Source organism: Candidatus Hydrogenedentota bacterium (genome assembly GCA_035416745.1).
Taxonomy (GTDB): Bacteria; Hydrogenedentota; Hydrogenedentia; order Hydrogenedentales; family SLHB01; genus UBA2224.
In genome coordinates this window covers 30,750-45,108 of sequence record DAOLNV010000044.1, presented here as the reverse complement: position 1 = coordinate 45,108, position 14,359 = coordinate 30,750, and the positions used below count along the sequence as shown (strand labels likewise).

11 protein-coding genes are annotated in these 14,359 nt (G+C 58.6%); 5 read left to right on the top strand and 6 right to left on the bottom strand.

Going from position 1 to position 14,359, the window contains the following annotated elements; translation table 11 throughout:
- The first annotated feature begins 66 nt into the window (after positions 1-66).
- Complete coding sequence (locus PLJ71_13725) at positions 67-1,065, top strand: Gfo/Idh/MocA family oxidoreductase (protein ID HQM49742.1); 999 nt, start codon at positions 67-69, stop codon at positions 1,063-1,065.
- Between the two features lie 108 nt (positions 1,066-1,173).
- Here the strand turns inward: PLJ71_13725 and PLJ71_13720 are convergent, their stop codons facing one another.
- The 3 genes from PLJ71_13720 to PLJ71_13710 form a co-directional block, all read right to left on the bottom strand.
- Positions 1,174-4,230, bottom strand: coding sequence for a sigma-70 family RNA polymerase sigma factor (locus tag PLJ71_13720; GenBank protein ID HQM49741.1), 3,057 nt, complete (start codon positions 4,228-4,230; stop codon positions 1,174-1,176).
- 585 nt (positions 4,231-4,815) lie between these two features.
- Complete coding sequence (locus tag PLJ71_13715) at positions 4,816-5,124, bottom strand: hypothetical protein (GenBank protein HQM49740.1); 309 nt, start codon at positions 5,122-5,124, stop codon at positions 4,816-4,818.
- 47 nt (positions 5,125-5,171) lie between these two features.
- Positions 5,172-6,281: an aminotransferase class I/II-fold pyridoxal phosphate-dependent enzyme gene (locus PLJ71_13710; GenBank protein ID HQM49739.1), complete on the bottom strand. Its 1,110-nt coding sequence runs from the start codon at positions 6,279-6,281 to the stop codon at positions 5,172-5,174.
- A gap of 335 nt (positions 6,282-6,616) precedes the next feature.
- On the opposite strand from PLJ71_13710, the gene PLJ71_13705 reads away from it, so the two are divergent.
- Genes PLJ71_13705 through PLJ71_13690 form a run of 4 tightly spaced genes read left to right on the top strand, consistent with a single transcriptional unit; the run spans position 6,617 to position 10,454 of the window.
- Positions 6,617-7,222, top strand: a complete 606-nt coding sequence (locus tag PLJ71_13705; protein ID HQM49738.1) for a methyltransferase domain-containing protein — start codon at positions 6,617-6,619, stop codon at positions 7,220-7,222.
- A 49-nt stretch (positions 7,223-7,271) separates the two neighbouring features.
- Complete coding sequence (locus PLJ71_13700; GenBank protein HQM49737.1) at positions 7,272-7,919, top strand: ThuA domain-containing protein; 648 nt, start codon at positions 7,272-7,274, stop codon at positions 7,917-7,919.
- 11 nt (positions 7,920-7,930) lie between these two features.
- On the top strand, positions 7,931-9,034 hold the full coding sequence (locus PLJ71_13695; GenBank protein HQM49736.1) for a Gfo/Idh/MocA family oxidoreductase: 1,104 nt from the start codon (positions 7,931-7,933) through the stop codon (positions 9,032-9,034).
- Between the two features lie 46 nt (positions 9,035-9,080).
- Positions 9,081-10,454 carry an alpha-L-fucosidase gene (locus PLJ71_13690; GenBank protein ID HQM49735.1) on the top strand — a complete coding sequence of 458 codons (1,374 nt, stop codon included), beginning with the start codon at positions 9,081-9,083 and terminating at the stop codon, positions 10,452-10,454.
- 6 nt (positions 10,455-10,460) lie between these two features.
- On the opposite strand, the gene PLJ71_13685 is transcribed toward PLJ71_13690, so the two are convergent.
- From PLJ71_13685 to PLJ71_13675, 3 genes are all read right to left on the bottom strand, one after another.
- Positions 10,461-10,979, bottom strand: coding sequence for a GNAT family N-acetyltransferase (locus PLJ71_13685; protein ID HQM49734.1), 519 nt, complete (start codon positions 10,977-10,979; stop codon positions 10,461-10,463).
- 159 nt (positions 10,980-11,138) lie between these two features.
- A complete protein-coding gene (locus PLJ71_13680; GenBank protein ID HQM49733.1) occupies positions 11,139-12,032 on the bottom strand; it encodes a sugar phosphate isomerase/epimerase family protein in 894 nt (297 codons plus the stop codon).
- 323 nt (positions 12,033-12,355) lie between these two features.
- A complete protein-coding gene (locus PLJ71_13675; protein ID HQM49732.1) occupies positions 12,356-14,332 on the bottom strand; it encodes a hypothetical protein in 1,977 nt (658 codons plus the stop codon).
- Between the last annotated feature and the right edge of the window lie 27 nt (positions 14,333-14,359).

The window sequence follows — 14,359 nt, the reverse complement described above, 5'->3', positions numbered from 1 at the left end:
GTCCTGAACGGGGAGATGTGCCGTAGTTCGTGCCTCCGTTACGGCCTGTCGAGAAGGGGGTTTTCAGTGTTGCGCGTCGCCATCATCGGAATGGGTCCTATTGGAAACCGCCACGCGGACTGCTATCGCGCCATTGCCGGGTGCGAAGTAGTGGGCGTATGCGACCGAATTGCCGAACGGGCGGATTCCGCCTCGGCGCGGACGGGCGCACCGGCGTATTACGATGCGGAAGAAATGCTCGGGAAGGTTAAGCCCGATGTCTGTGCCATAACCACTGGGGGGTACGAATACGGCAGCGACCATTATGAGCCTACCATGCAGGCTCTCGAGGCGGGATGCCACGTGCTCGGCGAGAAGCCGATCTCGAACGAGATCGCTCAGGCGGAGGAGATGGTCGCCTTGGCGCGCAGGAAGAATTTATGTTACGGCATCAACCTGAACCATCGCTTCACCATGCTGACCCGGATCGCCAAAGAATGGGTCGATAGCGGCAAGGTGGGTCACCTGCTCTTCGTGAACATGGCCATGTGGATCAAGAATCCGGCGGAGAGTTCGCCATGGTTTCAGCTGAAGGCTTTGCACCCTCACACGGTTGACGTCATGCGTCACTTCTGCGGCGACATCGAGGCCGTGCAGTGTTTCGCCGCAAAAGCTCCCGGCCGCACCATCTGGACCACCGCGCACTTCAACATGAAATTCGTGAATGGCGCGGTGGGAGGGCTCACGGGCAGCTACGACATCGAGCGAGGCCACCCCATGGAGCGTTGCGAAGTGGCCGGCACCGGCGGACGGTTCGTTCTGGAGGACATGTTCTCGCAGCTCACCTTTTATCCTGCGGGCAGCATCGAGAAGACGGTCATTACGAATACGGCCTTTGGGGGGATTCCTGAGAAGCGCTTCGAAGACACCTTTATGAACCGGATCAGGCGCTTCGTGGAGCAGGTTCAAGCGGGCGACCGTCCGGAGGATATCGAAGGCGCGGGCGCCGAAGGTTTAGCCGCGCAGAAGGTGCTCGCCGCCGCAATCGAGTCCATCGAACAGGGCACCGTCGTGAAGGTCGAGTGACCGTTTTATTGCGAGCCGCCATTCTCTGCCGGGCTTGAATTCAGGAGGGCACGGGATAGAATCCGCCCCCGCCACGTTCAAACAATCGGGTCAGCATCAACAGCGGCCTTATCGCAACATATCCGTCACGTCGATGTCCTGATGCAGGAACATGCCAGCGCTGAGTTCAATGGGCAAGGAAGCTTCAACGTGTTCTCCCGTACCTGTTCTTACCAACAGTATTCTCAGAACTCCATCGCCTGCCGGTATATCCTCCATACGGTAGAATCCATCGTTTCCAGCTACAGCACAGACTTCTTCCTCGCCGGACGGCGACACGACGCTTAGCGTAGTACGAGCATATTCTATCTGGGCCCAATCATGGAACAAGAGATTACCCTCGAGCACAGCGTCCGCCTCAGGCACATCAAAATGAATCACGCTGGTCTCATTGTTTCTGACATCGACAATCTGTCTCGGGCCACGAGTACATGGATACCAACTGCTGACTCTGATCTGGAGATGGACGGACGCTTCGCCAGATGGAAGCTGGGAGAAACTGAATGAACCGTCAGTCGTGATGTCGGCATACCGGAGAGGAGCATTGAACTGAGGATATCTGACGAATACTCTGCAACTCTCGCGTTCGATACTTTCAGGGAGCGCCACGCCGCCTTGAATCGCGCCGCCATGCTCAAGTGTGATTATCAAGGGGTTAGATAAATCCATCTTGGGGGGTATTCCCACGAGTCTCGTGGCATAAGAAGGGTGCTGGACAGAGATTGACTGGGCGCTATCCGGAAAAGACTGCAACGTAAACGTGCCATCCGGAGCCGTCCTGGCCGCCGGCCCAAAGTTGGCATTGGGCTCTCCATAGAATACACCAGCCCCTCCGATACGCTCTCCGTCTTCATTTCTCACAATCCCGTGCAGGTCATATCCCCGCGCCAGCCGCACGACGACATCCTGCCTTGACTGACCATCATTCGGGACTACAGGCAGCAGAGCGGTCGAATAGCCCACAGCACGAACTGCAAGTAAATACCTCTTCGGAAGCGGCAGGGTAAGTTCGAAGCAACCGTCGGTATCGATGACCTGCTGGAACCTGTTGGAGAGACTGGCATCCAGCATGCTTTCCCGACTGTTTACGAACGCGTACTCAAACTCGCCGAGGGGCTTTGAAGTTTGGGCATCAACCACCTGAACGCCCAGGATGCGCTCTTTGACAACGAAGTCGACGCCTTTACTCCCCGCCCGAACGAACTGTCGAGAAAGGTCGAATTCAATGCCCTTGGATCGGGTATACTTGTGCACAAACACCCCGTAGATGCCATCTTCAAGTCCTGAAAGCACATAACAACCATCAGCATCTGTGACAACTTCATTGTCACTGCCACGCGAATTGCCGCACAACACTTTTGCGTCGGCTATGGGGCGTCCATCTGCGTATGCAACGCGACCCGTGATAGAAAGTGTCCCCCGCTCGTACAGCAAGTCCAGGTTTGAAATCTCCTCATTCGCTGCGAGCTCAAAACGGGCATTACTCACCCCCTCGCCATGTTCACTATGGGGCCATTCGGGCAGATTGAGCACGTAAACCCCCGCGGCGAGTCCATCGAGAGAATAGGTCCCGAGTTCATTGGATGTTCTGTGAATGCCATAGACCCGCTTGTTGCCATTTGGAGATGCAATAATCTCAATATTGGGGACGGGTGCACCCTTGCTGTCAAAGACGGCGCCGCTGACCACCGAGGCGGCGTCAACAATGAGTTCAACATTCCGAAGCCCGTCTTCTGGCAAGGAAAAGAGCTTGTGCGGCGAAACCAGGCCGCTCTCGGTCTTTGCCTGCAGACTCAGACCTTCCGTCGGCCCGAGGTTATGGAAACAAAACGTTCCGTCACGGCCGGATTCAACCGAGGCAGCAACAGGGCGATTGGTGCCACCGTGCAGCATAACCGTCGCCATGGGTACCGCATTACGTTGTGAATCGAGCACAATCCCGCTTAGAGGCACTTCTCTCTCGAGTGGAAAGTCGACGGCGTTGACCTCTTGCCCCGGCTCAAGCGAAACGGAGATTCCTTCGGAAAAGGCGGGTTCTCGATAACCCGCTGGCGTATCGCTGCATGCAATCTGGTAACCGCTTCCAAGGAGGCTAGATATCCGATATGAGCCGGAAGAGTCTGTTGGCTCGCTCAGCACGCGCGTTCCGTTTGGCCCCGATGCGGTTGCTCGTATGACAACGCCGGCAATGCCGCGCTCAGTTTTGGCATCATACACACGACCGCTGACGGTGCCGCCCTTGGGCTCAGGAATTATCATTACTCTGTCGGGAGCTGAAGGAGCGGAGCGGGGTACGCTAGGCGCTTCCTCCGTTTTCGTACTGACGGTCGGTATCGAAATGTCCGGTTTCTCAGATCCTTCGTGTGTGGCAATCCAGAAAACCACTGGGGCCAGAATTACAATGACGGCAACGGCGATCTTTTTCACGAGGATCGTTCCTCCAATCGTATTGACGAGGTCTGCTGCTGCTTGGACCCCTGTCGCTTTTGTACTGTGTGCCAACGCAAGCTTCCCGAGTGAGGCCGCGAGAGATGAGGGCACTGGAGAGGCCTCGGCGAGGTTTGCCGCAAGCATGGAGGCGAGGGCAACGGCGGCCACGCGGATGCCGCGCCGACGCAGGGCCTTTCCCAGCAGATATACGGCGCGCTTTATCCGATGCGATACGGTTTGTGGCGAGACATTCAGACCCTTCGCAATATCAGACTGGCTCTCATTCTGAAGAAAATGCGCAACGATCGGAATGCGGTACTTGTCAGGCAGTTCCGCCAGTGCCTCGTCCACATATTGGTAGATGTCCTGCCACTCGAGCTCGGTATGCGCGCTGCGCTGAGAAGCGAATCGTTTCTCGCGCTCTTTACGTCGACTGTCAGAACGAATGCGTTTGATGGAAATATTGGTCGCGACACGATGGAGCCATGGTCCGACGTTACTGCCAGTCACATTGTCTGACTGAGCAAGAGCCTCGAAACACTCCTGGGTGACGTCCTCAGCCTCAGTGCCGTTACCAAGAATCCGCCAGCACGTGGAGAGTACCATGGCGGAATGTCTCGTAACGATTTCGCGAAACGCCTCGGCGTCCCTGTGAGCAGCCCATCGATCGAGGGCGATTCTGTCAGAATGACCCATTGGGCGTAGCCCTCTGCAAGTTTGAAGACCATTTTACCTATAGATCCCCGCCCGGACACCAATCTCAAAGGAAAAATCCAGCAACCGGACCTGGATAAACGGGGCCAAACGGATATTCCTGGCGAAGCGGTGAGAATCTGGGATGCCCCAGAAAAGACTTTGCTCTCTTTGGAACCTCCATTGCGAGAGACGATCGAGTTCGAAGTTCATTGTCGTACGGGACATACAGGGCTTGGCGCAGTCCCGACGAAATCGAGGCCCCGGGCGCTGAAGGTCTAGCCGCGCAAAAAGTGCTCACCGCCGCGATCGAGTCCATTGAGGAGGGCTTCGTAGTCACGTTTCAAAAGCCGCCGTATTACGCCACTTCAGGATGCAGAACTCCCGCAACGCAGATCGCCGCCTCCCTGAGCCCTGATTCAGGGCGTGGCAATTGGCATCCGCTGTCGATCTGGGAATCTGCCAGCTTTGGAAACAATGGCTCCTCTCGATGCTGACGTGAAACAGCGGGCGCTGGCGGCGCGGCAAACACTGGCACGTTTCGGAACGGTCCGCGCCGTGTATGTGTTTGGCTCGCGTGTATCCGGCTCAGCGGATCAATGGAGCGATATCGACGTGGCTGCTTTCATGGATGGGATCGATAACTGGGATCTCCAACGTCGTGCCCGTGCGATGACGCAGGTCCAACAGGAAGCCGGCCTGAATGTCGAAGCTCACATCTTCCCGGACACAGCCCGTCGCCACCCCCAACGCGGAAGCTTTGCCGAGCACATCTTGAAGCATGGCGTCCATATCGATGAACCTGAATAGCGCGTACAACGCGTTGCGGCACCGACGTTTGGGGTTTTTCAGGGCACGCACAGGAATCACATAGCCGCCCACGGTTGCCGCAGCCATGCCTTTGGTGTGCCCGCATCTGACGGACAGGACACCGGAGCGGGTTTTCAACCCATCTCCGCGGCCAGTTTGTTCAACGCTTCGACGCCGCGCTCGATGGTGGCGTCGTCGGCAGCGAAACTGAGGCGGAAATTGGTTTTCCGCTCGCTGAACACGCTTCCAGGAATGACGAGAATGTTGTTTTTGATGGCCTTGGCCACGAACGCGTCGCCATCGCCCCCGGGGGCTTCGGGGAAGATATAGAATGCGCCTTCCGGCTTGACGACGTTGAACTGTTTGGCCAGACCCTGGTAAATCATGTCACGCTTGCGTTTGTATGCCGCGATCTTCTCGGCGGGATCGGTGCGCAGCGCCGTTACTGCGGCCTTCTGGGCAAACGATGGCGCGCAGACGAAGGTGTATTGCTGCAGAGTGTTCATCTCCTGAATAATGTCAGCGGGCCCGGCCGCAAATCCCACGCGCCAGCCGGTCATGGCGGCCATCTTCGAGAAACCGTTCAGCACAAGGAGATTCTCGCACATGCCTGCCATGGACGCAGGGGTATCTTCATAGAAGAACTGCTCGTAGATCTCGTCTGAAATGGTCAGAATGCCGTATTCTGCGGCCACATCGGCCAGTTTCTTGAGTTCCACCTTGTTGAGCGTGACGCCCGTAGGGTTACAGGGCGAATTGACGATGAGGAGCTTGGTCTTGTCCGTGATGGCTTCCTCGACATCGACGGCTTTCAGCTTGAAGTCGGGGTAAGTGCTGATGGGAACACACACGCCCCCCAGCAGGTTCACGAGTTGCTTGTACATGACGAAGTAGGGATCGCCAAGGATGACCTCGTCGCCCGGATCGACAGTAGCCAGCAGGGCCAGGAACAGGCCGCCCGAGACGCCCGAGGTTATCATGACATTCTCGAGGGGCGTGCCGAAGCGGCGCTGATAGTAGGCCGAGGCTTCCTCGCGCAGTTCATCGAGTCCCCACGTCTGCGTGTATTTGTTCAAGCCGGCCTGAATGGCGGCGATGGCCTCATGCTTAACGGCATCGTCGACATCAAAATCGGGCTGGCCGATGCTCAAGTTGATGGGATTCTGGAGATTGGCCGCCAGGGCGAACACTTTGCGGATTCCGCTCGCGTCAATACGGTTCATGCGCTCGGCGCGAAAACTCATGATTCCTCCTTCGTAGCCGCGGGAGATGGGGCGGATAAACGGGTGCACGTCCCCCGGAGGGCATGTCTATGCGTATTGTATCGCATCGGGATGGACGCCTCAACGGCGCCATGCCCGCCGGAAGGAGAAAACCCCGCGGGCAGGGACTGACGGAAGCAAGAGCAGCGAAAGGCCCCACGGACGGTGTTCTGGCGAGGCCTCCGAGATGGCACGGAAGCCCCCGGTGGGCAATGCCGTTACGCCGCGGAGAAGCCCCTTGATGCGGCAGGAAGGCTGCGTTATCATGAAGATGGAAGGGTCCTTAAGGGGTTTTTATCCAAAGAGACTGAGGCTGCATGGGTTCTTCGAACAACGGCAACGACAAGCGAACTGCTTGGTTCTTTTTCAGACAATTCATTGCGCACCCCAAAGAAGTCGGGGCGTTTGCTGCGAGTTCAAAGCACTTGGCGAACGCAGTGACGAATGCGGCGGGTGTGCCGGACGCGAATGTGGTCGTGGAATTCGGCGCTGGCACGGGCACGATAACGCGGGTCCTGTGCACGAGATTGCGTCAAGATGCAACGTTCTTTGCTCTCGAGATCAACCCGGATTTTGTCAAGATGTGCCGTAACTGCCTTCCTGGCGTCGAGATTATCGAGGGGTCGGCCGAGAATACGCTGAGGTATCTGCAGGAACACGGAAAGAGCGAGTGCGACAGCATCGTGTCGGGCCTGCCGTGGGCTGCGTTCGAAGAATTGTTGCAGGACCGGCTGCTTGATGCGACCGTGGACGCGTTGCGTCCGGGGGGAAAGTTCGCCACATATATGTATCTGAGCAGTGTATTGTTGCCCTCGGGCCGCCGCTTCAAGAAGAAGCTTGAGAGCCGCTTTTCGAAGGTGGGACATTCCCGCGTGTGCTGGAAGAACCTGCCGCCGGCTATCGTACTCTGGGGCGAGAAATAGGGCGAAACGGAACTCGTCCCGTTTCAAGGCCAATCACCAGGAGCAAGCTATGCGCAAGACCGTATTGATGGTGTGGGGCGGTTGGGACGGCCATGAGCCGCGGCAGTGCGTCGAAAAGGTCGCGCCGGTTCTGGAGGCGGAGGGGTTTGACGTTCGGGTATCCGATTCCATGGAAGTCTACGCGGACGCGGCTGTGATGAATGCGCTCAGCCTGGTTGTGCCTTGTTGGACCATGGGGGAGATTGCCCCGGAGCAGGAGAAGGGCCTGCTCGAAGCAGTCAGGAACGGCGTGGGCGTCGCTGGATGGCACGGCGGCATGTGCGATTCCTTTCGCAACAACACGTCATACCAGTTCATGACCGGCGGGCAGTGGGTCGAACATCCCGGCGGCATCGTGGAGTATACCGTCAATATCATCAAGCCCGAGGACCCCATCGTCTCAGGACTGAACGATTTCCGCATGCGTTCGGAGTGCTATTATCTGCATGTGGACCCGTCGAACGAGGTGTTGGCCGCGACAACGTTTTCCGGCGGCGTGTATCCGTGGATAGCGGGGTGCGTGATGCCGGTGGTGTGGAAACGCCGTTACGGGGCGGGACGTGTATTCTATAGTTCACTGGGGCATGTGGCAGCGGACTTCGATGTGCCGGAGGTGATGGAGATAGCCAGGCGCGGCTGCCTTTGGGCGGCACGGTGAAGGAGAGAGGCATGAAGCCAGTCAATGTCGGCTTGATCGGGTGTGGGAACATTTCGGGCACCTATTTCAAGAACGGCGCCGTATTCAACAGCATCGCCATAGTGGCATGTGCGGACATTGTTCGCGAGCGCGCGGAGGCCAGCGCTGAGCAATTCTCGGTCCCGAAGGTTTGCACGGTCGAAGAACTGCTTGCGGACCCTGATATCGAGCTCGTGTTGAACCTGACCATCCCGAAAGCGCATGCCCCTCTGGGGCTTGCCGCGCTCGAAGCGGGTAAGAACCTTCACACGGAGAAGCCGCTCGCTGTCACGCGCGAAGACGGCAAACGCATGGTGAGACTGGCGAAGGAAAAAGGAGTGCTTCTGGGCGCGGCGCCTGACACGTTCATGGGCGCGGGGCTCCAGACGTGCCGAAAGCTCATCGACGACGGGTGGATCGGCGAGCCCGTGGCCGCGACGGCGTTCATGCAGTGCCACGGACACGAACACTGGCACCCCGACCCGGATTTCTTCTACCAGCCGGGGGGCGGGCCCATGTTCGACATGGGGCCTTACTACATCACCGCGCTCGTGACGCTGATGGGCCCGGTAACGCGGGTGTCCGGTCTGACGAGCGCCGCCTTTTCCGACCGTCTGATCACAAGCGAACAACATTACGGCGAGATCATCAAGGTCAACACCGCTACACACGTTGCGGGCACCATGCGTTTTTCCAACGGCGCGATCGCCACCATGGTGATGAGCTTCGACGTTTGGGGCCATCACCTGCCCTGCCTCGAAATCCACGGCACGGAGGGGTCGCTCAGCGTCCCGGATCCCAACTGCTTCGGGGGGGTGGTCCAGGTATGCCGTCCGCGCACCCGCGAATGGGAGACGGTGCCCCTGACGCACCAATATGCCGACAATGCGCGCGGAATCGGTCCGGCTGACATGGCGTGCGCCTTACGGACCGGCCGCAGGCACCGCGCAAACGAGGCGTTGGCGTATCACGTGCTCGATGTAATGCATGCCTTTCAGGATTCGAACGACAAAGGCACGCACGTGACTATCGAGAGCACGTGCGAACGGCCGGCGCCGTTGCCCATGAATCCGGCTCCCGGCGAGATAGACGGGTAACGCATCAGACGAACCGGTAACGTGAACGAACGGGGGAGAGGTCACGATGAGTTTCTGGCGGTGCATGTTCTTAGTGTGGCTGGTTCTCGCGGGCATTGCCAGGCCGGTTCTGGGAGCGGCGGTCGTCACGGGTTCCGGGCCCGCGGGCGCGGAATATGTGCCGGCTCCCGAGAACCTCGAGGCGCGCGAATGGTTTCAGAACGCCAAGTTCGGCATGTTCATCGTCTGGGGCGTATACAGCGTGCTGGAACGCGGCGAATGGGTCATGCACAACGAGAGCATTCCCATCGAGGAGTACGAAAAGCTTCCGGCGCAGTTCAATCCCACCCATTTCGACCCGGACGCCTGGTGCCAGCTCGCCAAAAACGCCGGCATGCGCTACATCACCTTCACGGCCAAGCATCATGACGGGTTCCTCATGTACAACACCAGACTCAGCGACTGGGACGTGGTTGATCGCACGCCGTACGGCAAGGATGTGCTGGCCCAACTGGCCGAGGCGTGCCGGCGGCATGGCTTAGGATTGTTTGTGTACTATTCGCACCTTGACTGGCACCATCCCGACTATTTTCCCCTGGGCAAAACCGGCAAAAAGACCGGACGCCCTGAATCGGGAGAATGGACGCGCTATCTGGACTACATGGATGGGCAGTTGACGGAACTGCTCAGCAATTATGGCCAGATTTCTGGAGTATGGTTTGATGGATGGTGGGACAAGCCCGACGCTGACTGGCGGCTGTCGAGAACCTACAGCGTCATTCATCAGCTCCAACCCGCTGCCCTGATCGGTAACAACCATCACGTGGGAGTTTTCCCTGGCGAAGATTTCCAGATGTTCGAGCGGGGCATGCCCGGACACGATCCTTTCAGCAAGGTGGATGCCGTTTCCGAGTTGCCCCTCGAGAGTTGCGAGACCATCAACGGCAGCTGGGGATATACGGCCGCCGATACGCAGCACAAGAGCCCGCTCGAATTGTTGCATCTGTTGATTCGAGCCGCCGGACACAATGCCAATCTGTTATTGAACGCGTGTGTGAAGCCGGACGGGTCCATTCAGGAAGAGCATGCCGGGCGCCTGGCCGTGATGGGCAAGTGGCTGGACTTGTATGGCGACTCCATCTTCGGTACCCGGGGCGGCCCTGTGCCTCCGCAGAGCTGGGGCGTGACGACCCAGCGCGGAGATGTCGTCTATGTCCACGTCCTCAACACGACGGATCAGACGATTGGCTTGCCAGATCTCGGGCGTGACATAGAGAGCATTACGTTGCTGAACGGCGAGGATGTCGCCTATGTGCCTTCTCCGATCGGGACGCTGCTTGTGCTTCCTGAAGATGACCGTGATCCCGTGGACACCATTGTTGTGATCCAGACGTCGCCGCGAACCGCGGAGGGCGTTCAGCCGCTGGTGCTCAAGAAATAGGGGCGCTCACCAGGGTCTGCCGTTGAGATCTACGGGCGGCCCAGGCCATGGGCGGGCTGTGAGGGGGAGCACCATGGCCTCTTCCTCCCAGTGCGCATCGCCATCGTCCTGGGCAAAGCTCACGGGGCCCTCGCTTTGTCGCCAACCCAAGCGCTGGTAATAATGAAGAAGCTTTGAAGAACAGAAAAGAAACCCGAACTCGAGGTGCAGTGTGTCCCGTATGAAGTCGTGGGCCCGCAACATCGCGGCTCGGGCGTGGCCCTTGCCCTGGTACTTCGGGGACGTCATCACGCCGCCGATGCCACCGACGCGGGCGGGCTCTGAATTCGCGGTCACCGTGCGCTGGGTGATCGCCGCGTGCGCGGCCAGCTCGCCGTCCACGCGGACCAGCACCCGCCAATCCGGCGTCGCCCAATCGTACTCGTCCTCGGCAGCCCCGAAGAGTTCCCGGGTCCACTTTTGAATGATTTCTCGGTCTTCCGGGCGCAGGTCATGCTCTGCGACGACTTCGAGCTGACGAACCATGACTACCTCCCCCGATTGGCCCATGGCATACCCACCGCAGAGTACCCTCGTCTGCGGGCGGTGGTCAAGTTGCAGTCCGGACAGTTGCTGCAGAGCGCGACGGAAACGGAAAAGAGCCCTCGCGCAGTGCAAGGGCTCGAAAAGGCCTCGTGATACCGCTTATTGGCCGGTTGCGATAAGGGTCATCCGGTGCGCGAGGTCTGTCATATATGCTTCGTCGCCGCCGTCAACCTCAGCCGTGCAGAATCCGGTATAGCCCACCTCGGCAAGGGCCTTGCGGACCTCGGGCCAGTTGATTTCGCCTTCGCGCAACGGTTTGAAGGCATTTTCTTTGCGCGAATAATCCTTCAGATGGATCCGGTGAATGCGCGGGCCAAGGGTGCGGATCCAATCCTGAGGATATCCGAATTTCACAACATTGCCGCAATCGAAGTATGCCTTGAGGTTGGGGCTTCCGAACTCGTCGACGTAGCGGGCGAATTCGAGGGGACTCAACAGAAAATCGTTCCACACATTCTCGACCGCGATAGTGACGCCTAATTCTTCCGCGAGAGGCAGCACTTTCCGGATATTCTTCTGCGAGCGCTCGTAAGCGTCGGCGTAACGCACCTCCTCCGTGACTTTGGCCGGCACCAGCAGGACGTTGTCGACGCCCATGGCGTTGGCGCAACGCAATGCGTTCTCGAATGATTTGAGCCCTTTGTCCACGACGGCCTCATCCGGGTCTGAGAACAGGGCGCTCCACCCGCCGTAAAGCAAGCTGTGGATAACGATGCCGGCTTCGCGCGCGACAGCGGCTTGCGCTTTGGCGGCCTCGTGGTCTTCCATGGGATGTGCTTCAACGCCGTCTATCCCACAGCGCTTGGCAAACGCGAACTTCTCCTTGTCAGGCAACTTCTCCGGAAGCATTCCGATAATGACGGAGATGGGGAGTTTTGGATATTCCTGAGCGGCCGCGGTTCCAGACCATGCCGCTGCGACCGCGCCTGCCGCACCGGCAGCCAGGGCGGTGCGTTTTACAAAATCCCGTCGCGAGATGGATGTGTTCTGCATGAGTCGAGCGCTCCTTTCGCAAGATTGCCGGGGCGATATCCACACCTCAGGCGTACCGCATCCCAGCATGGTCCTCGTGTAACGTACAAAGGGCAGTTTCAAGCGTAAGCGTAATCGCGGGACCGCCCGGGATCAAGTCGTGGTTTGACCGGGCTTCCGGTCTTCTCTGCCAGGTGAGATCCGAAAGGAATAAGTTTCATGATCAAGTCCATCGCCCGATTCTTGCTGCTTGCGCGCATTTTGTGCCCCTCAGTTCTGTAATCGCCAGGAATTTGTCTTCATACAACACAATGTCTCTCCCATATTGATGCGGATACTGTTGTTCAGAGGGGCGGCTGGGCAAGCGCAAGAGCATCTTCAGAACGGGCGACGACGTTCATCTGGGTCAACGTCAAGGGTATGTTTTGGGCATAGTAGCGGGTCCCCGGACCTGTGATGCGGAAACGGACAACGGAGCGGGAGGGAAGCCCGGAGAAGGCCCGAACAGCGTCAAACTGCTCGAGCGGGGGAGAGTTTACCACGATGCCGTGAGCGGCGGTTTCAGGCAGGATGCGCCTGCGCTGCGTTTCGCCGCCAGCGAACTCGAATTCGATGAATATGGGGGGGACGCGAAGCGCGGTCTTCATCATGTGGCCCTTCCAGGTCAATTGAAACTGCGGCGCTGCGACCAGTATTCCTTCGGTGGCCGGCACCTCCACCCATTGTTCGAAGGTGACGGTCAGTTCTTTTGAGGGAAGAGGAGAGAGCATGACGGGGACCCCGCGACGGGCAAGCAACAGCAACTTGCGGTCGGTCTCGACGTCCACGAGGCGGTAGTATTTAAGCAGTGTGCGCCATGTTGCCGGGACATCGAAAGGCAGACACCGCTGGTCAAATTCTCGCCAGTCGATAACTAGAAAATCGGGGGCTGAGCCCGTGCTGAAATGGCGAGCGAGGCGCTCGTCCAGGAGTGCGGTATAGGCCAAGTGGGTCTGGACTGTTGGATTGGGAATCCAGGGGATCCCGTTCGCCGGGCAGTACATGATTTCCGAGGGGAGGACGTCCATCGCGCCCCGGTTTTCCTTGATGAGGAGCGTCCATGAATCCGGGAGGCGCACGCTGGCCAGATTCTCCTCAGCCGCTTTCTCGAGCCGATGCCGGGTTTCGGAAAGGTTGGCCATGGCTTTGATATTGGCGAGGCCTTGTTCTCCGGACAGGAGGTCGACGGCGCCTGAGTAACGATAGGCGCTCCGGGCGGATGCAATTGGCGTAATCACCAGCACGGTCCCAAGAAACAACAGACAGACGAGCGCTACTTCGTCATAGCGGCGGCTTACGAGGATGAGAACGGCAACCAAACCGATATAGGGCGCGAAGAAGAACATCACATGTTCGTCCTGGCGCTCGAAGCCGTGTTTGAAAAGGGTAAACAAGGTGGGGAAGAGGATGATGGCGACGACCGACACCTCGGAGCGCATCCTCATCAAAACTATGCTTGCTCCTGCAAACGCAGCAACACAGAACACGCCGGCAATAAGCTCGCTGCGGGGGCCGTCGGTGGCCATGGCCACGGCGTTGTACCTCATATACTCGAGGGTCATGATTACCCACGCCCGGAACGGTTCCCAAGCACCAAAGAAACGCAGCCACAAGGCGGCGCTCAATACAGCGAAAGGCCCCGCCGACCGCAAGAGGACGGCGTAGAAACGGGTGTATCCACGCAGGAACCGCGCCAGTTCGGCCAGGCAGGTCATGGTGACCAGCGAGAGCGCCAGCGCGGGTTCGATGAAAACGCATGCCGCCGCCAGCGCCGCCAGCGGCGGGAGCGAGAAATTGCCCGCTTGCGCGTTCTGAACCGCTATTGCCGCCCATAAAGCGCCGGTAACCACCAGTTGCGACTCGTACTTCAGTCCGAAGAGCGCGGCAAACAGGTAGGCGGCCATGAAGAGCAGGGCAGGGAAAACGCCCGCGATTCGCAGACCTGCGTACGTTATGCCCAGTCCGAAGAGAAGATGGACGAGCAGGCGAAATCCCGCCGTAACCGCGAGATTCGAGGCGATGTCCATCGGATACAGCAGAAACCCCAGCGGACCATACGTGAAAGTTACGTCGCTGCCGTATCGGAGACCGCTGTCAGGCAAGTAGTTCATGGCATAAAACGAGGAAGAATCGAGTCCGGCCTTCAGCGGCAGATAATCTCCCGGGAATGTGAGAAGAAGAAAAAGCAGCAATGCAGGGAACAGAACGACGGCCCTGCGCCCCGGGCCGAAATCAAAAGAGCGGGCCAACTCGCCGTTCACACTCACGTTCTGGTCTTGCATGCTTATGCCTTTGGGACAAAGCGGGTT